Raw genomic sequence first — 17,706 nt, forward strand, 5'->3', positions numbered from 1 at the left:
CGGAGCCCCGGGGGGATCGGGCGAGTCGATCGATCAGATCCTCGGCCGGGCGGCGGCGGTCGTCTCGGCCGAGACGATCGCCTGGCTCCCCTCCCACTCCGAAGGGCGGTGCGTGATCTGGGGCCGTCACGACCGATTGACGCCCGACCGGTCGACGCTGGCCCTCTGGCTGTCCGACGACCACCGGGGGGGAGGCAGCTCGACCTGCATCCTCAATCAGGTCCGCGCGAGCCCGCTGGCCAGATGGCTCCCCGGGGCCGAGACCCTGATGGCGCTGTCGGCCGGCGGCCCGAGCCCGCGCGGCTGGCTCATCGCGATCAACAAGCGAGGCCCCGGCCACCCGAGTCGTCCCGGCCCTCGCACCCGGGGCGCCCGGCCCGTCGGGCCGGGCCCGGGGCGTCCGGCGGCGGGGGCGGGGGCGGTCGTCCCGTTTCTGCGGCCCGACGCCGCCCTGCTGATGCCCTTCGCCGCCCTGCTCGACCTCCGATCGGGGGCCGATCGACGAGGCGCCTGGGCCCGGGAGATCTCCATCGGCGTGACCCGTTCCCTGACCGTGGCGATCGACGCCAAGGACTCGTACACCTACGGCCACAGCGAGCGCGTGGCCCGCATCGCCGTCGAGCTCGGCCGCGGCCTCGGCCTCCGGGCGGAGGCGATCGACGACCTCTACCTGGGGGGCTGCTGCACGACATCGGGAAGATCGGGGTCCGGGACTCGGTCCTCAGCAAGGCGGGCCCGCTGTCCCCCGAGGAGCACGCGGAGATCCGGGAGCACGTGCTCATCGGGGCCAGGATCCTCGCGGATTGCCGGGCGGCGTCCCACCTGCTGCCCATGGTGCTCTACCACCACGAGCGGTTCGACGGCGCGGGCTATCCCCTGGGGCTGAGGGGGGAGGCCATCCCGCTGTCGGCCCGGATCCTCGCGGTCGCCGACAGTTACGACGCCATGCGGACCTCCCGGGTCTACCGATCCGCGCTGCCTCCCCGGCAGATCGAGCAGATCCTCGACCGGGGCAGGGACGGCCAGTGGGACGGCGGGGTGATCGACGCCTTCTTCCGGGCCAGGGATCGGATCGCCGCGATCTACGACCAGGGCGAGGAGTCCACCTCCTGCTGGTCGTTCGAGGGCGTCCTCCGGAGGGTCGGGGTCGGGGGCGGGGCGGACGCGGGACCTCCCGACCCGGGAGTGGCGGCCGACCCGGCCTCCCTGATCGGCCCCCTGCCGATCAGCCCGTCGCTCTCGACGACCTAGACTACTCCCGGAGCCGGATCGACGACCGGAGGATTCGACGGATCGAGGGGTGACTCGGACTGCGGCGCAACCCGCGAGAGGTCTCCGATGGACATGCTTCCCGTGACGGTGCAGGTCGACTCGAAACGCCCCCTCTCGCGGACGTGCAAGGACGCCTGCCTGGTCCACATCTACCCGGCCGGCCCATGCATGGGGATGCGGCACGTCCTCGAGAAGCCCCGGATCGTGCTCGGGCGCGAGGAGGGCTGCGACATCAGCATCGCCGACAGCTCGGTCTCCCGCCGGCATTCGCTGATCGAGATGGGGATCGACGGCTTCGCCGCCACCGACCTGGACAGCACCAACGGGACGTACGTCAACAACACGCCCGCGAACGCGACCCCGATGAGCGACGGCGACTACCTCCGGGTCGGCAACTGCCTGTTCCGGTTCCTCGCGGGCGGGAACGTCGAGGCCGACTATCACGAGGAGCTCTACCGGCTGGCGATCATCGACGCCCTGACCGAGCTCCCCAACACGCGACACCTGATGGACTGCCTCGAACGCGAGCTCGCCCGGGCGATCCGATACGGCCGGCCGCTCTCGCTGATCCTCTTCGACATCGACCATTTCAAGGAGATCAACGACACGTTGGGCCACCTGGCCGGGGACCTGACCCTCCGGGAACTCGCCGGCCGCCTCCGGGGGGAAGTCTGCGAGGACGGGCTCCTGGCCCGTTACGGCGGGGAGGAATTCGCCGTGGTCCTGATCGAGACGGGGCTGGAGAGGGCGGTCGAGGTCGCCGAGCGGCTCCGGCGGGCGGTGGCCGAGCACGAGTTTCGCTTCGAGGGCACCCCCTACGCGGTCCGGGTCAGCCTCGGCGTGGCCACGCTCCGGTCGGGCGAGCCCCTGACCCCCAAGGAATTCATCCAGCAGGCCGACGAATGCCTCTACAGGGCGAAGCGCCGGGGCCGGGACTGCGTGGTTTCCCCCTGAGGTCGATTCGGACGGCTCCGCATCCTCGGGGAGGCCGCCGCGCGGGTCCCCGTCCCCGGGCTGGGCGGGGGCGGTCGGCCCGCCTCTCCCCCTCGCTTCGGATCCGGGCGATCCGGGATGGGGCGCCGGTCGCCACCCCCGCCATCGCCCTGAGGAGGCCGGGCGGTCGCCGCCGCCCCTCGGGGCGGGGCGTCCCGACGACGTCCCGAAGCCCGGGGGACAGACCGATCCGATCCGTCAGGCCAGCGACGCGAACGGATCGGGGAGGAGCCCGATGCGTCGCTCGGGCGGGCCGATGAGGTTCAACAGCGCCTCGAAATCCACGGGCTTGACCAGGAGGTGGTCGAACCCCGGGGGCACGCCCTGGACCCCGTACCCCGACACGGCGATGATCTGGGCCCCCGCCGTGTCCCCCCCGTTCCGCAACGCCTCCGCGACCTCCTGGCCGGTCATCCCCGGCATCGTGAGGTCGAGCAACACGACGTCCGGCCGGAAGTCCCGGGCGGCCGCCAGGGCCTCGGCCCCGTCGGTGGCCGCGAGCACCTGGAAGCCCTCCCCCTTGAGGAGGACCCTCATCATCCGGGTCGTGTCGACGCTATCGTCGACGATCAGCACGCGTCTCGCGGGGGCGGGCCCGTCTAGATCGTTCATCCTGGGCTCATCCTTGGGCTCGAGAATCCCGGGGGGTCCCCGTCCTCCCGGCGAGGCTCGCGACGACCGCCACCAGCTCGGCCGGGTCGACCGGCTTGGCGACGTGCGTCTGGAAGCCGGCGAGCAGCGCCTGCTTCCGGTCCTCGGGTCGGGCGAAGGCCGTCAACGCCGCGGCGGGCAGATCCCTGAAATTCCGCTTCTCGCGGACCTGCCGCATGAAATCATACCCGTCCTGGTCGGGCATGCCAATGTCGCTGACGATGACGTCGGGGCGGAATCCCTCGACGAGTTCGAGGGCCTCGGCCGCCGAGGAGGCCAGGGCGACCTCGGCCTCGCACTCGGAGAGGACCCTGCGGATGATCTGGCGGGCGTCCGGCTCGTCATCCAGGACGAGCACCCTCACCCCCGCCAGGGAGCCTCCCTCGCACACCTCCTCGGCCGGCTCCGCCCGCTTCGGCCGGGCCTTCCCCGACGCCGGGTGCTCCGGGTGGACGACGGTGATCGGGAGCATCACGACGAAGGTCGAGCCCTGCCCCTCCCCGGGGCTCTTGGCCCTCACGGCCCCCCCGTGCAGCTCCACCAGCTGCTTGACGATCGCCAGCCCGAGGCCGAGCCCGCCGTGGCGCCTCGTGGTGGACGAGTCGGCCTGTCGGAAGCGGTCGAAGACGTGGGGCAGGAACTCGGGCCGGATGCCCATGCCGGTGTCGACGACGCTGATCTCGACGTGCGAGTTGACCCGCTCCAGCAGGACCTGCACCTTGCCGCCCTTGGGCGTGAACTTCACGGCGTTGGACAGCAGGTTCCAGACGACCTGCTGCAGCCGGGCCGGGTCGCCGGTGACCGGGCCGGCGATCGAGTCGAGGAGCCGGTGGACCCGGATGTCCTTGGCCGTCGCGGCGGGCAGCACGGCGGCCAGCGCCGCCTCGATGATCTCCTGGATGTTGACCCGCTGCACCTCCAGCTTGAAGTTCCCCGAGACGATCCGGGAGACGTCCAGCAGGTCCTCGATGATCTGGGCCTGCGCGGTCGAATTCCGCTCGATCGCCGCGACCCCCTCCTCCAGGTCCTCCGGGTCGACGGCGCCGGACCGGAGGATGCGGGCCCAGCCGAGGATGGCGTTGAGCGGCGTGCGCAGCTCGTGGCTGAGGGTGGCCAGGAACTCGTCCTTCATCCGATTGGCGGCCTGCGCCTCGTCCCGGGCCGCGGCGGCGGCGGCCTCGGCGCGCTTGTGGTCGTCGATGTCGGTGTTGGTGCCGTACCAGCGGACGATCCGGCCGTCCTCATCCCGGATCGGCAGGGCCCGGGCCAGGTGCCAGCGGAAGTCCCCGTCGGCCCCCCGGAGCCGGTACTCGATCTCGTAGGGCTGGCCCGTGCGCCACGCCTCGGCCCAGACGGACTTGATCCGCTCCAGGCTGCCCGGCTCGTGCACGGCCTCCCAGCTCTCGTCCCCGGTGCGCCCGTTGTCGGCGAAGCCGGTGTACTCGTACCACTTGCGGTTGAAGTAGTCGACGTGGCCGTCCGGCCGGGCCGCGAAGACGATCTGCGGCATGGCGTCGGCGAGCTGCCGGAGGCTGGCCTCGCTCGAGGCCACCGCCTCCCGGGCCCGGACCATGTCCGTGACGTCCACGCCGTGGACGAAGATGCCCTCGACGGTGCCGTCCGACGCCTTCATGGGCTGGTACACGAAGTTGACGAACCGCCGCTCGAGTCCGCCGCCCTCCGCGCGCCGGATGAGGACCGGGACCTCGTCGCCGGTATAAGTCTCCCTCGTGCGATAGACCCGGTCGAGCAGCGCGACGAAGCCCTGCTCGACGACCTCCGGCAGGGCCTCGGCCACGGGCTTGCCGACGATGCCCGGTCGCCCCACGAGCTCGAGGTAGCGATCGTTGACCAGTTCGAAGACGTGGGAGGGCCCCCGGAGGGTGCAGATGAACGCCGGGGCCCGGTCGACGATGGCCGAGAGCCTCGACTTCTCGTGCGCCAGCGACGAGAGGAGCCGCTCCCGCTGCACCTCGGCGTCCTTGCGGTCGGTCACGTCGAGGTAGGTGCCCAGGCACCGGGCGGCCCGGCGTCCTCCCCGCTCCCCCTCGAAGATCGCCCTGCCTCGGACCCGGATCCAGCGGACGGCGCCATCGGTGCGGACGATCCGCTGCTCCACCTCGAAGCCGCCGGGCCCGGCCGGGTCGAGCGCCTCGGCGACGCGCCGCATCACCTCGTCCCGGTCCTCCGGGTGGAACTGGTCCCGGACCCGGGAGAACGTGGTCCGTAGGCCGTCCCACCCGTAAATCTCCCGGCCCGCCTCGTTGACCGTCACCGCGTCGGTGGCCAGGTCGATCTCGAAGGTGCCCATCTGGGCGATCTCGACGGCGAGCTGCAGGCGACGCTCGCTCTCGCGCAGGCCCGCCTCGGCGACCACCCGCTCGGTGATCTGGTCGTGGGCCACGACGACCCGGGGCGGGCCCGAGCCGCCGAATCGGTTGACCCGCATCACGAACCATCGCCGCTCGGTCGGCGAGTGGCAAGGATACTCGCAGGAGAAGCCGGGCGTGCGGCCCTCGATGACCGACCGGATGCCGTCGCCGATCACCTCGTCCTCGATGCAGCCGGCGTCGGTCGGGATGCAGGCGTCGAGGTAATTCCGGCCGATCGAGTACGCATCGTCGCGCAGGCCGTTCTCCTCGGCGAACCGCCGCCAGGCGGCGTTGACCTGGAGGATGACGCCCGACTCGTCGAGCACGGCGATGTGGCTGGGCAGGGCGTCGAGCGTCTCGGCCAGGAAGCGGTTCGCCTCGACCAGCCGGTCCCGGCTCTCGCCGAGCTGCCGCTCCGAACGCCTGCGTCCGGTGATGTCCTCGATGGCCAGCAAAATCTTCCCGCCGCCCTGCTCGATCCGCCTCGCGTTCAGCAGCATCGCCTTGCGGCCGATCCGCTCGAAGTCGTGCTCCACCAGGAAGTCGTCGAACTCGGCGTCGCGGGGCAGGATCTCCTCCAGCAGCCGGCGAAGCGCGGGGATGTCCCATTGCCCGTTGCCCAGCGCGTAGATCGACCGGCCCTCGGTCTCCTCCCGACGGACCTCGAACGTCTCGTAGAAGGCGCGATTGGCCTCTTCGATGCGGAAGGATCCGTCGAGGACGACGAGCGGCTCGCGGACGGTGGCGATGATGCTGCGTGCGAACGCGAGCGCCTCTCGACTCGAGAGGACGCCCGGCCGGAGTTCGGGATTGCTCACTCAAGGTCCCCAATCCGTGTGGGACACGCCTGCCCCCCGGGATGCAATGGACGGATCGATCGTCCGGCCCCTATACGCAATTCTTAGGCCTCAGGCAAGGGCGTGGCCGGGGACGGCCCGAGGGCCTCGTCGGCGGATCAGCAGAGCCCGAGGGCGTCAGGCCTCGGGGAACCCCGTGCGGAGGCCGATCGGGCCCCCCCAGGGGCCGGCGACGGTCGGGAACGCCCCGACGGTGCCCGTCGGCCCTGGATTCGCCCCGGGCGGGTCCGTGCCCGACGGCCGGGGAAGGCGGTCGCGATTCCGAGGCCGGCCCGGTGTGCCGCCGGCCTCGAGGCGGTAAGCTGGCCGCTCCGATCCCCCTCTCCCCCCGTCGTGCACGCCCCCGCCAGTCATCCCCCCGGCATCGGCCGGGGCCGGCGAGGGATGATCTCCTCGGATGGGCTCGTGCCGGACGTCGCGGAAGGTCGAGTCATGAAGACGGATGCGATCCTCGCGGTCGGCGAAGTGCTCTGGGACATCCTGCCGGCGGGCAAGCAGCTCGGCGGGGCCCCCTCGAATTTCACGTTCCATTGCCGATCGCTCGGGGCCGACGCGCGCCTGGTCTCCCGGGTGGGGGGCGACGAGCTGGGCCGGGAGGTCCTGGAGCGATTCCGGCTCCTGGATCTGCCGACCGACCTGATCCAGGTCGACCCGGAGGCGCCGACGGGGACGGTGGGCGTCTCCCTGGGGGCCGACGGCCAGCCGCGGTATGAGATCCGGGAGGGCGTCGCCTGGGATCGGATCGAGGCCGAAGCGGCGGCCCTCGAGGCCGCCCGTCGGGCCGATGCCCTTTGCTTCGGGAGCCTCGCGCAGCGGGGAGCGGCGTCCCGGGGAGCGATCCGGGCGATCGTCGGCGCGGCCCGGGCCGACGCGATCCGCATCCTGGACGTGAACCTCCGGCACCCCCGCGTCGACCGCGACGTTGTCGCCGGGTCGCTCGAACGGGCCAATGCGTTGAAGCTGAACGACCAGGAACTCCCCGAACTGGCGGGGATGTTCGGCCTCTCCCGGGGTGCTCGCGAGGCGATCGAGGGCCTGGCCCGGCGGTTCGGGCTGGTGCTGGTCGCCCTCACCAGGGGCGCCGGGGGGAGCCTCCTCTGGGCGGAGGGCGACTGGTCCGACCATCCCGGATGCCCCGCCGAGGTCGTCGACACGGTCGGCGCGGGCGACGCCTTCACCGCGGCCCTGGTCGTCGGGCGTCTGGGGGGCCGGCCCCTCGACGCGATCAACCGCCACGCCAACGAGGTCGCCGCCTTCGTCTGCTCCCGGCCGGGGGGTACGCCCGCCCTGCCCGAAGGGCTGAGGCGGGTCGGCCCCTCCTCGACGGAGGACCGCCCGTGAACGCCGGGGAATCCAGCCGGCCGGCCCCCGCCGGCCCGAGCGACGCGGGGCGGGCGTCCCCCCCCGCCTCCCTGATCGGCAGCGCGGTCATCGCGGCCCTCGGGGGGCTGCTCTTCGGGTTCGACACGGCGGTGATCTCCGGGACCACCGCCTCGCTGCGGGCCGTGTTCCGGCTGGGCGACTTCGGGCTCGGGTTCGCCGTCGCCGGTGCCCTGATCGGGACGATCCTCGGCGCCCTGGCGGCGGGATGGCCGGCGGACCGGTTCGGGCGCCGCCCGGTGCTCGTCGCCATCGCCGTGCTCTATGCCGTCTCGGCGCTCGGCAGCGCCCTGGCCTGGGACCTGGCCTCGTTCCTCGCCTTCCGCTTCCTCGGCGGGATCGGCGTGGGGGCGGCCTCGGTCGTGTCGCCGCTGTACATCGCGGAGATCGCCCCGGCCCGGCTGCGGGGGAGGCTGGTGGCCGTCACCCAGTTCAACGTCGTCCTCGGCATCCTGCTGGCGTTCTTCTCCAACTACGCCATCGCCGCCATCGACCCCGGCGCGGACGCCTGGCGATGGATGTTCGGCGTCGAGGCCGCCCCGGCCGCCCTGTTCTTCGGCCTGCTGTTCCTGACCCCCGAGAGCCCTCGATGGCTGGTGGCCCGGGGCCGCCTCGACGAGGCCGGGGCGGTGCTGGCGAGGCTCGGCACCGACCGCGGCAGCGTCGAGGGCGAGGTCGAGGAGATCCGGGCCTCGTTCCACGCCGAGCGACGGGCCCTGCGGGAGCCGTTCCTCCGCCGGAAGTACCGAGTGCCGATCCTGCTGGCCGTGGCCATCGCCGCCTTCAACCAGCTCTCCGGCATCAACGCCCTGATGTATTATGCCCCCGACATCTTCCGCATGGCCGGGGCGGGAGAGGGATCGGCGCTGCTGCAGGCGGTCGCCGTCGGCGGCGTGAACCTGCTATTCACGACGGCGGCGATGGCGATCATCGACCGCTTCGGCCGCCGCCGGCTGATGCTCGTCGGCTCGATCGGCTACCTGCTGAGCCTCGGGACGACCGCCTGGGCGTTCTACCGCTACGGCGACGCGTTCACGCCACTCGGCGGCGCCGTGGTGCTCGCGAGCCTGCTGGTCTTCATCGCGTCGCACGCCTTCGGCCAGGGCGCGGTGATCTGGGTCTTCATCAGCGAGATCTTCCCCAATCCCGTCCGGGCCCGGGGCCAGGCGCTGGGCAGCTTCACGCACTGGGTCATGGCCGCACTGATCTCCTGGACGTTCCCGGTGATCGCCGCCGCGTCGGGGGGCCACGCGTTCGCCTTCTACGCCGCGATGATGACCCTTCAACTGCTCTGGGTGCTGTTCATCATGCCCGAGACCAAGGGCATCCCCCTGGAGGAGATCCAGGAGCGCCTGGGGGCCGGGGGGCCGGGGGATCAGCCTCCCGCCCGCCCCAGGTAGGCGCCGCAGGATTCGCGGACGACGAGGGAGGGGGAGAGGGTCAGGCCACGAGGCGGGAGGGTCGGGTCGGCGATCCGATCCAGCATGGCCCGCAGGGCCACGACCGCGATCTCCCGGCAGGGCTGTCGCATGGTCGTCAGCGGCACCGACAGCAGGGAGGCGAACCGGACGTCGTCGAAGCCGACCACCCGCACGCCGGCCGGGGCGAGGACGCCCAGCCGGTCGATCGTGCGCAGCAGCACGGCCGCGACGTCGTCGTTGGCGCAGAGGATCGCGTCGGTCCGGCCCCCGTCCAGCAGGCCCCGGGCGAATTCGGGGGCGTCGGGCTCGCCGACGTGGACGAACCCGGGAGGGACGGGCAGCCCCCGGGCGAGGATCGCCTCGCGGGCCCCCGCGATCCGGGCGTTGGCCGTCGGCGCCATCATCGGCCTGATGGCGAACGCCAGCGATCGGCAGCCGAGCTTCAGCAGGTGCTCGGCCAGCAGGTAGCCGCCGGCGAAGTTGTCGACGCCGACCAGGTCGAGGTCGCTGCGCGTGGGGAAGGGGCCGAGGTCGCGGTCGAGGAGCACGAGGGCGATCCCGGCCCTCCTCAGCTTCTCGGCCAGGCCGAGATTGAGCTCCTCGCTGCGGGCGTTGCGCTCGAAGGGGGCGAAGAAGACCCCGGCGACCCGGGCGGCGATGAACTGCTCGCACAGGGCCTCGGCGTCCTCGGCACCCAGATCCGCCGGGGGTCGGGGGCCGGTGCCCCCCCAGAGCAGGCCATAGCCGTGGACGCGGGCCAGCCCGGCCAGCTCGCCGCAGATCGCCTCGAAGATCTCCGTCGTCCCCAGGCCCGGGATCAGCAGCCCGAGCTGGCGGACCGAGTCCCCGGGCCCGGCCGTCGGGCGCCGGCTGAGGTAGCTGCCGGAGCCGACTCGACGCTCGATGAGCCCCTGCTCCTGGAGGTCGTGCAACGCGCGGGCGACGGTCGGCCTCGAGACGCCGAACCGGGCGACGAGCTGGGCCTCGCTCGGCAGACGGCCTGAGGGGGAGTACTTGCCCGAGGCGATTTCCGCCAGCAGCTCGACGACGATCCGTCGGTATTTCGGCTCCGCGGGCATGGCCCCTTCTCCCTGACAAGCAGGCGAAATGCCATGACAGGTATTTTGCCGGTCTTCATCAACCTGTCAACTCAGCCGACCCCCTCCTGCCTATACTGATCGCGGGGAGACGACACCCCCGGGCCGACGGACGCTCGATGCCCGGGCTGTCCCACCGAACGGAAGGAAGACCTTGATGCGACTCCTACCCACGCCGACCGCGACCCCGCCCGGCGGGGACTCGGACCGACGGATCGACGCCGAGCGGCTCCCGGACCATTCGAGGCATTGCCTGGTGGCCAGCGACTTCGACCAGACGCTCAGCTTCAACGACAGCGGGGAGGTGCTCAGCGAGCTGCTCGGCCGGCCGGGCTTCGCCGACAAGGTCCGCGGGCTCGCCGGCGCCCACCTCGTGCAGCAGGGCGGCGAGCTGGCCTACCTGCTGCTGCACGACCCGGAGTACCGCTGCGTCCGCCGGGAGCACCTCGCCGAGGTCGGCCGGCGGATCCGGCTGAAGCGGAACATCGACGCCCTGATCGAGATCCTCGAGGGGGGCATCAACGGGCACCGCTTCTCCTTCTTCGTCATCTCGGCGGCCCCCGAGGAGGTGGTCCGCTCGGCGCTGGAGGGGATCGTGCCGCCCCAGAACATCCACGGGACCCGCTTCTCCTACGACGAGGACTCGGGCGAGATCCGGTCGGTGGAGCGGCTGACGGCCGGCTACGGCAAGGTGGCCGTCCTGGACGAGTTGCAGGCCCGGCTCCAGGTCCCCGCCGACCGGATCATCTACGTGGGCGACGGCAGCTCGGACATCCACGTGATGCTCCACGTCAACCGGCGCAACGGCTTCACGATCGCCGTCTCGGAGAACAAGCACATCGCGCCGATCGCCCGGCGGACCGTGCTGAGCGACAACGCCCTGAGCGTGCTCGTGCCCATCCTGGAGGACGTCGTCGACCTGGCCACCCCGGCGCAGGTCCGGGGCTTCTTCGAGGCCCGGGGGCTGGCGGTCCAGGAGTGGGACAAGATGCAGGTCGACGTGGTGACCTTCCGGGATGGGGACCTGGCCCGCGGCTCGTCCCTCCACGACGCCCCGGCCTCCGCCCGGTTCGGATGACCTGACCGCACCCCTCGCGGGCGATCCGGGCGCCGACACGTCGCCGGGGCGCCCTCCCGCCCGCCGAACAGTCCCACCGCCCCCGGGCGGCTCCCATCGGCCGCCTCGCCCCGAAGCGAGGCGGCTTCGGGGTCCGTCCCCAGATCCCTCCCCACCCCCTTGACCGGGACCGATGATGCCCCAGGACATGCGTTCGATTGCCGAGATCTCCGATGAAGGTCGCGTCCGGGCCGAGCTGGCGATGGCCATCGGCGGGTTCGGGATCGGCACCGGAGAGTTCGTCATCATGGGCCTGCTGCCCGACATCGCCGATTCGGCCGGGGTCTCGGTCCCGGGCGCGGGGTACGCGATCAGCTCCTACGCCCTGGGCGTCGTGGTCGGCGCCCCGGTCATCGCGGTCCTCTCGGCCCGATGCCGCCGGCACGTGCTCCTGGCGGCGTTGATGGCCTGGTTCGCGGTCGGCAACCTGGCGAGCGCCCTGACGTCGGGGCTGCCGTCGCTGGTCGCCGCCCGATTCCTGGCCGGCCTGCCGCACGGCGCCTACTTCGGGGTCGCGTCGCTCGTGGCGGCCTCGCTGGTCCCCCCCGAGCGTCGGGCACAGGCCGTCGGGCGGATGATGCTGGGCCTCACCGGGGCCACGGTCCTCGGCGTGCCGCTGGCCACCGGGCTGGGCCAGTGGTTGGGCTGGCGGGCGGCCTTCGCGCTCGTGGCGATCATCGGGGCGGTCTCCTGCGCATCGATCCTGGCGTTCGTGCCCCGCCGCCCCGCCGACCTGCGGGCGAGCCCGCTGCGAGAGCTGGGGGCGTTGCGCCGGGGGCAGGTGATGCTGACGCTGGGGATCGGCTCGGTCGGGCTCGGCGGGCTGTTCTGCGTCTTCAGCTACATCACGCCGACGATGACGCAGGTCGCGGGGCTCCCGGGGCGGCTGATGCCCGCCGTCCTGGCGGTCTTCGGCGTCGGCATGGTCTCGGGCAATCTCCTCGGCGCCCGGCTGGCCGACCGCGCCCTCATGCCGACCATCGGCGGGGTGCTGGCCTGGAACGTGGCGACCATGGGGACGTTCAGCTTCGCCGCGACCGATCCGTGGCTGGCGATGGCGAGCGTCCTGCTCATCGGCCACGGGGTGGCGCTGGTGCCGGCGTTGCAGGTCCGGCTGATGGACGTGGCCGAGGACGCCCAGACCCTGGCGGCGTCGCTGAATCACTCGGCGTTCAACGTCGCCAACGCGCTGGGGGCCTGGCTCGGCGGGGTGGCGATCCAGGCCGGCCTGGGATGGACCTCGACGGGCTGGGTGGGGGCGTCGCTGGCGGTCGTGGGCCTGGCGATCTTCTTCGCGTCCGCGGCCGGGGCCCGGGTCCGTCGCCGCACCCTGAGGGGCCCGGTCCCGAGGAGGGGTGGGGGATGCCCCGCCAGGGCCTCCCCGCAGTCCCGGGAGCGGTCCGGGACCTCCCCGGCCTCGCCGACCCGCCTCCTCGGGGCGGAGCACCCGGCGTGACCCGAGGACCGGCGGCGACGTCCCCCCGGCCGGGGGACTCCTCAGGGATCCGGCCGCCGATCATCGGAGCGACTCGAGATAGGCGAGCAGGTCGGCCGCCTGCTGGGCGGTCAGGTCGGCCAGCTGGCCGTCGGGCATCAACGAGACCAGCGAGGGGCGGAGTTCCTCCACCTCGTCGGCCGGGAGGACGACCTGCTTGCCCTGGCCGTCCCTCAGGACGACGGCGTGTTCGTCGCGATCGACCAGCAGGCCGGTCACGAAGCGGCCGTCCGTCGTGGCCGCCGCATAGGAGGCGAATTTCGGCTCGATCCGGCGCGACGGCTCCAGGAGGCTGTCCAGCAGGTCCTCCCGAGAACGAATCGCCCCGATGTTCGACAGGTCCGGCCCGACCGGGGTGCCCCGGTCCCCGATGCGGTGGCACGTGCCGCACTGGACCGGCTGCGACCAGAACAGCTCCTCCCCCCGGGCCGGGTCGCCGTCGAGCGACAGTACGGCTCGGGGCCGGGCGACGGAGCCGAGCGTCCTGCCGGCCCCGCCCTTCGACGGCAGATAACCCTCGAACAGCTCCCGGATCGGGCCGGCGGGGAGCCCCGCCGCCTCGGACATCACCGCGTCCCGATCGGGGGGGGCCAGCTCTCCCCGGCCGACCTCCCGGGCCAGTCGCATCGCGTCCGAGGGGCGTGCGAGATCCCGACCCGGCGCGTCGCCGCCCGGGCTCCCGCCCTCCCCTCCCTCACTCGAGCCCAGCTGGGTGATCCAACGGGCGACGAGGTCCAGGCCCTGCTCGTGGGGCCGCTCGGAGCCGATGTGCGGCATCCGGTCGCGGCCGAACTTGGCCATCCGGAAGTACAGGGTGCTCGCGTACGGGTCGCCGGGCGCGATGATCCGGGCGTCCGGCAGGCCGAAGTCGCCCCGGGTGGGAGGGATGCCGACGGCGTTCATCCCGTCGACCGGGGTGGGTGACTTCAGGCGGAGCGGGACCGCCCCGCCGCCGTGTTCGGAATGGCAGTGGCCGCAGTTGGCGTGCAGGTAGGAGAGGGCCCTCGCCTCGATCGGCTGGCCCTCGTCCGTCGGGTCGGCGAGCCTCGGCTCGGACGCGGCCGACTCGTCGTCGAACGGCGGCAGCGTGCCGTCCTCGTCGTCTGCCCGCCGGATGAGCCCCGCCTCGGTGAGCGCCACGAGCTGATTCCGCCCATCGTGCCCCGGCCGATTCAACTGCTCGGGGAGGAACGCGAGCGCGTAGTCCGACTGGTTGCTGTGGCACGACATGCACTGGCTTCGACTCGGGAACTGCCACACGCGACCGGGCCCCTCGCCGGGCAATTCCAGCTCGCCCCCCTCGGAGGGCACCAGGTCGGCGTCGGACTGGTCCGATCGCCACGCGAAGGTGTAGGCCCGCCAGTCCACGCCGTCATAGTGCAGAAGCTGCGTCTCCAGCCGCCTCCCCCCCAGCGAGAGGGTCCGCACCAGCACCGCGTCCTTCGGGAAGTGCATGCGGAAGGAGTGCCAGGAGACCAGGCCGGGGATCGGCTTGCCGTCCTCGTAGAACGTCGCGGAGGAATCGCCGGGGAAGGCGACCCAGCGCTCCGCCGTCGCCCCGTCCAGCCACTGGGGGCTGTTCACGTCGTAGGGGACCACCCCCTCGGCCGGCTCGTGGTCCTCGACCGAGGCGAAGAGCCCGGTCTCCGAGAGCGTCGTCGGGAAGTCGGCGGCCCCGGCGGCGCCCTCGTCCCGTTCCAGGGTGTGGACGGTGCCCTCCTCCTGGTCGAGGAAGTAGAGCTCCCCCTCCCGGTCCTCGCAGAAGGCGACGAACCGCACCGACGGGCGGGCGATCTCGGTCATCTCGGTCGTGCGGTCCCCGTCGAAGCGGGCGGCCCAGAGCCGCCGCGTCTCCCAGTCGCCGAAGACGTACGCCCCGCGCAGCTCCGGGAACCGCCCGCCCCGGTAGACCAGGCCGCCGGTGACGCTGCAGGCGATCGAGTGCGGCAGCTCGATCAGGGGCGGGTGGATCGGCGTCGGCCCGACCTGCCCCGACTTGATCGGCTGGGGCCCCTCCATCGCCGACCAGCCGTAGTTGCCGCCCTTCTCGACCCGATGGACCGACTCCCAGAGCTCCCAGCCCACGTCCCCGACGAACAGCTCGCCGGTCTCTCGGTCGAAGCTCATCCGCCAGGGGTTCCGCAGGCCGTACGCCCAGACCTCCGGCCGCGCCCCCTCGACGGCGACGAACGGATTGTCCGCGGGGATGGCGTAGTTCTTCCCCTCGGCCGTCCGGTCCACGTCGATCCGCAGGATGGACGAGAGCAGGTCGGAGATGTCCTGGCCCGTGTTGAACGGGTCCGGGGGGTTCGGGCTCGCCGCGTCTCCCGAGGAGATGTAGAGCATGCCGTCCGGGCCGAACCGGAGATCCCCGCCGTTGTGGCCCCCCTGGAGGAAGGAGAGGATGATCACCTCGGTGGAGGGGTCGATCCGGGGGGGATCGGTCCGGGTGACCTCGAACCGGGACACGCGGGTCCCGTCCGGGAGGTTCGGCCGCCGGGGGTCGGAGCCCCTCAGGGTATAGCTGACGAAGCAGTGCCGGTTCCGCTCGAAGTCCGGGTGGAAGGCCAACCCGTAGACCGCCTCGACCCCCTCCGCCCCGTCGAGGAGGTGGACCGTCTCGAGTTCCCCGGGGAGGTCCGCGAAGGGCTCGGCCCTGGCGTCCGGCCCGTCGGCGAACGAATGCAGGACGCCGGATTGCTCCCCGACGACGAACCGGTCGCTCCCGGGGACCCGGGCGATGAGCAACGGGTGCTCGAATTTCAGGCCCGGGAACGCGCGCACGACGGCGAATGGCGGCGGCGGGTCGGGCGAACCCGAGACCCGGGAGGTCGTCCAGGGCGTCCGGCCCGGGCTCCCCTCCCCTTCGGCACCGGGGCCGGCCCCTTTGCCCTCGGCCGATCCTCGCCACGCGATGTGCCCCGCCGCGAGCAGCAGGGGCGCGATGGTCGTGAGGCGGAGCATGATCCGGAACGACGATGGCGGCATCATTTCCACTCCGAGCGCGGACCCCGTCGGGGACGGTCACGAGCGGGGAGCATTGTATCCGCTCGCGCCCCGATGGCGAATCATGCGGCCTCCCGTCGCAATCCCAACCGAAATGCGTGAGGACATGATGCCCCCTCCGTGTCGGGACGGGGCGTCCGTCGCGGGACTGAGTCCGGAGTCGCGCAGCCCGAGGCCGGCGGGCTCGAAGTTCGTGCGGGATCGGGGACGAGCTTACATCGCCGGTCCCGGCGCGTAATAATCGGGGGCACGACGCATCACCCGCTCCCCGAGCCAGGGAGGATCGATCATGTCCTTTCCACTGGATCGACGTCGGTTCCTGCGATCGGCCGCGACGGGAGGCGCCCTGGCGGGACTGGGCGACCTGGCCTTCCTCTCCCGCCTCCGGCCGGTCTCGGCCGAGGAGGCCCGCCTCGACCCGGACGTCGTCCGCCTCCGACCCGAGATCGAGCCGCTGGTCCGACTCATCGAGCAGGCCCCTCGCGATCGGTTGCTGGAGGAGGTCGCCGGCCGGCTCCGGCAGGGGACCGGCTACCGCGAGGTCCTGGCGGCGCTGCTGCTGGCCGGCGTGCGCAACGTCGAGCCGAGGCCGAGCGTCGGCCACAAGTTCCACGCGGTGCTGGTGGTCAATTCGGCCCACCTGGCCAGCCTCGGCTCCCCGGACTCCGACCGCTGGCTGCCGATCTTCTGGGCGCTGGACTACTTCAAGTCGTCGCAGGCCGAGGACGATCGGGAACGAGGCTGGACGATGGCCCCGGTCGACGAGTCGGCCGTCCCCCCGGCGCGCAAGGCCCGGGAGGCGTTCCTCGGGGCGATGGGGCGCTGGGACGAGCCGGCCGCCGACGCCGCCGTCGCATCGCTGGCCCGCACGGCGGGCTTGAACGAGACCTACGAGCTGTTCTTCCGCCTTGGCGCCCGCGACTTCCGCTCGATCGGCCACAAGGCGATCTTCGTGGCCAACAGCTACCGCACCCTGCAGTGCATCGGCTACCAGCACGCCGAGCCGGTTCTGCGATCGCTCGCGTACGCCCTGCTGATGCACGAGGACGGCAACCCCGCCGAGCGAGACGCCCCGGCCGACCGCCCCTGGCGGCAGAACCAGGAGCGGGCGGGGCGGATCCGTGAGGACTGGCGCGGCGGCGACCCGGACCCCGGGGCGACGGCCGAACTGCTGGACGTGCTGCGGTCCGGCACCGAGGAGGATGCCCCCGAGGCGGTCGTGGATCTCCTGAACCGCGGGGTGGCGCCGCAGTCGATCTGGGACGCGCTGCTCGGCGGCGCCGGGGAGCTGATCATGCGGCAGCCCGGGATCGCCTCGCTGCACGCCGCCACCTCGACGAACGCGCTGCACTTCGCCTACCAGGCCAGCCACGACGACGAAACGCGGCGGCTCCTGATGCTCCAGAATGCCGCGTTCCTGCCGATGTTCCACGAGGAGATGACGCGAAGGGGCGAGGTCCGCGACCTCCGGATCGACATCCTGGAGCCGGAGTCGACCGCCGAGGGCGGGGCCGGGGCGATCGAGGAGATCTTCGCCGAGGCCGGCCGCGATCGGACGGCGGCCGCCCGCAAGGCGCTGGCCTACCTCCAGGCGGGCCAGGACCCCCGGGATCTCATCGACGCGGCCCGGCGACTGGTGTTCCTCAAGGGGAACGACTCGCATGACTACAAGTACAGCTCGGCGGCGTTGGAGGACTACGACCACGCCTCGCCGGCCTGGCGCGACCGCTACCTGGCCAGCAGCCTGTTCCTCCTGCCGGCGTCCGGGGACGAGGACAACGGCCTGGTCGAGCGGACCCGGGCGGCCCTCCGCGCGTGAAGGCCGAATACCCAGGGGGTGACCGGCCCTTATGCCTTGATCTTCGCCGGGAGGGGATGGGGGTGGGGGATGGGCCGAATCACCCCCATCGCCCCTCGCGCGGCGACGCGATGACATCCTCACGGCCACCGGCCGATCCGCGGGGAGCAGCGGCCCCCGGGGCCGGTGCTGGATCGCGAACGCGCCTCGGAGGACCCGCCCAACACCTCGGCATCGGCCGCGCCCA

Annotated in this window: 11 protein-coding genes; 7 read left to right on the plus strand and 4 right to left on the minus strand. The window is 72.4% G+C overall.

Translation table 11 applies throughout. From position 1 onward, the window contains the following. Positions 1 to 243 precede the first annotated feature (243 nt). A complete protein-coding gene (locus ElP_RS30075; protein ID WP_145276541.1) occupies positions 244 to 1,251 on the plus strand; it encodes an HD-GYP domain-containing protein in 1,008 nt (335 codons plus the stop codon). A gap of 87 nt (positions 1,252 to 1,338) precedes the next feature. Beyond that, on the plus strand, positions 1,339 to 2,226 hold the full coding sequence (locus ElP_RS30080; protein ID WP_145276543.1) for a GGDEF domain-containing protein: 888 nt from the start codon (positions 1,339 to 1,341) through the stop codon (positions 2,224 to 2,226). A gap of 237 nt (positions 2,227 to 2,463) precedes the next feature. On the opposite strand, the gene ElP_RS30085 is transcribed toward ElP_RS30080, so the two are convergent. Together ElP_RS30085 and ElP_RS30090 are read right to left on the minus strand one after the other, a co-directional pair. Then, complete coding sequence (locus ElP_RS30085; RefSeq protein ID WP_145276545.1) at positions 2,464 to 2,877, minus strand: response regulator; 414 nt, start codon at positions 2,875 to 2,877, stop codon at positions 2,464 to 2,466. Between the two features lie 7 nt (positions 2,878 to 2,884). Beyond that, positions 2,885 to 6,106 carry a PAS domain S-box protein gene (locus ElP_RS30090; protein ID WP_145276547.1) on the minus strand — a complete coding sequence of 1,074 codons (3,222 nt, stop codon included), beginning with the start codon at positions 6,104 to 6,106 and terminating at the stop codon, positions 2,885 to 2,887. Positions 6,107 to 6,577: 471 nt separating this feature from the next. On the opposite strand from ElP_RS30090, the gene ElP_RS30095 reads away from it, so the two are divergent. Both ElP_RS30095 and ElP_RS30100 read left to right on the plus strand, forming a co-directional pair. Continuing rightward, the gene (locus ElP_RS30095) at positions 6,578 to 7,486 is read left to right on the plus strand and encodes a carbohydrate kinase family protein (protein ID WP_145276548.1); all 909 of its coding nucleotides are present in this window, start codon (positions 6,578 to 6,580) and stop codon (positions 7,484 to 7,486) included. Between the two features lie 71 nt (positions 7,487 to 7,557). Beyond that, positions 7,558 to 8,925 carry a sugar porter family MFS transporter gene (locus ElP_RS30100; protein WP_145279105.1) on the plus strand — a complete coding sequence of 456 codons (1,368 nt, stop codon included), beginning with the start codon at positions 7,558 to 7,560 and terminating at the stop codon, positions 8,923 to 8,925. Here the strand turns inward: ElP_RS30100 and ElP_RS30105 are convergent. Continuing rightward, the gene (locus ElP_RS30105; protein WP_145276550.1) at positions 8,901 to 10,025 is read right to left on the minus strand and encodes a substrate-binding domain-containing protein; all 1,125 of its coding nucleotides are present in this window, start codon (positions 10,023 to 10,025) and stop codon (positions 8,901 to 8,903) included. The genes ElP_RS30100 and ElP_RS30105 overlap by 25 nt on opposite strands. Before the next feature lie 175 nt (positions 10,026 to 10,200). Here ElP_RS30105 and ElP_RS30110 point away from each other — a divergent pair, with 175 nt between their 5' ends. Together ElP_RS30110 and ElP_RS30115 are read left to right on the plus strand one after the other, a co-directional pair. Next, positions 10,201 to 11,121: an HAD-IB family phosphatase gene (locus ElP_RS30110; RefSeq protein ID WP_145276552.1), complete on the plus strand. Its 921-nt coding sequence runs from the start codon at positions 10,201 to 10,203 to the stop codon at positions 11,119 to 11,121. A 187-nt stretch (positions 11,122 to 11,308) separates the two neighbouring features. Further along, positions 11,309 to 12,616 (plus strand): MFS transporter, encoded by a 1,308-nt coding sequence (locus tag ElP_RS30115; protein ID WP_197446494.1) that lies wholly within the window; start codon positions 11,309 to 11,311, stop codon positions 12,614 to 12,616. A 60-nt stretch (positions 12,617 to 12,676) separates the two neighbouring features. Here ElP_RS30115 and ElP_RS30120 read toward each other — a convergent pair whose 3' ends face one another. Continuing rightward, positions 12,677 to 15,646: a PQQ-dependent sugar dehydrogenase gene (locus ElP_RS30120; protein ID WP_145276556.1), complete on the minus strand. Its 2,970-nt coding sequence runs from the start codon at positions 15,644 to 15,646 to the stop codon at positions 12,677 to 12,679. A gap of 304 nt (positions 15,647 to 15,950) precedes the next feature. On the opposite strand from ElP_RS30120, the gene ElP_RS30125 reads away from it, so the two are divergent. Next, the gene (locus tag ElP_RS30125; RefSeq protein WP_145276558.1) at positions 15,951 to 17,480 is read left to right on the plus strand and encodes a hypothetical protein; all 1,530 of its coding nucleotides are present in this window, start codon (positions 15,951 to 15,953) and stop codon (positions 17,478 to 17,480) included. Positions 17,481 to 17,706: the final 226 nt, after the last annotated feature.

Origin of the sequence: Tautonia plasticadhaerens (genome assembly GCF_007752535.1) — a bacterium.
GTDB classification, from domain to species: Bacteria; Planctomycetota; Planctomycetia; order Isosphaerales; family Isosphaeraceae; genus Tautonia; species Tautonia plasticadhaerens.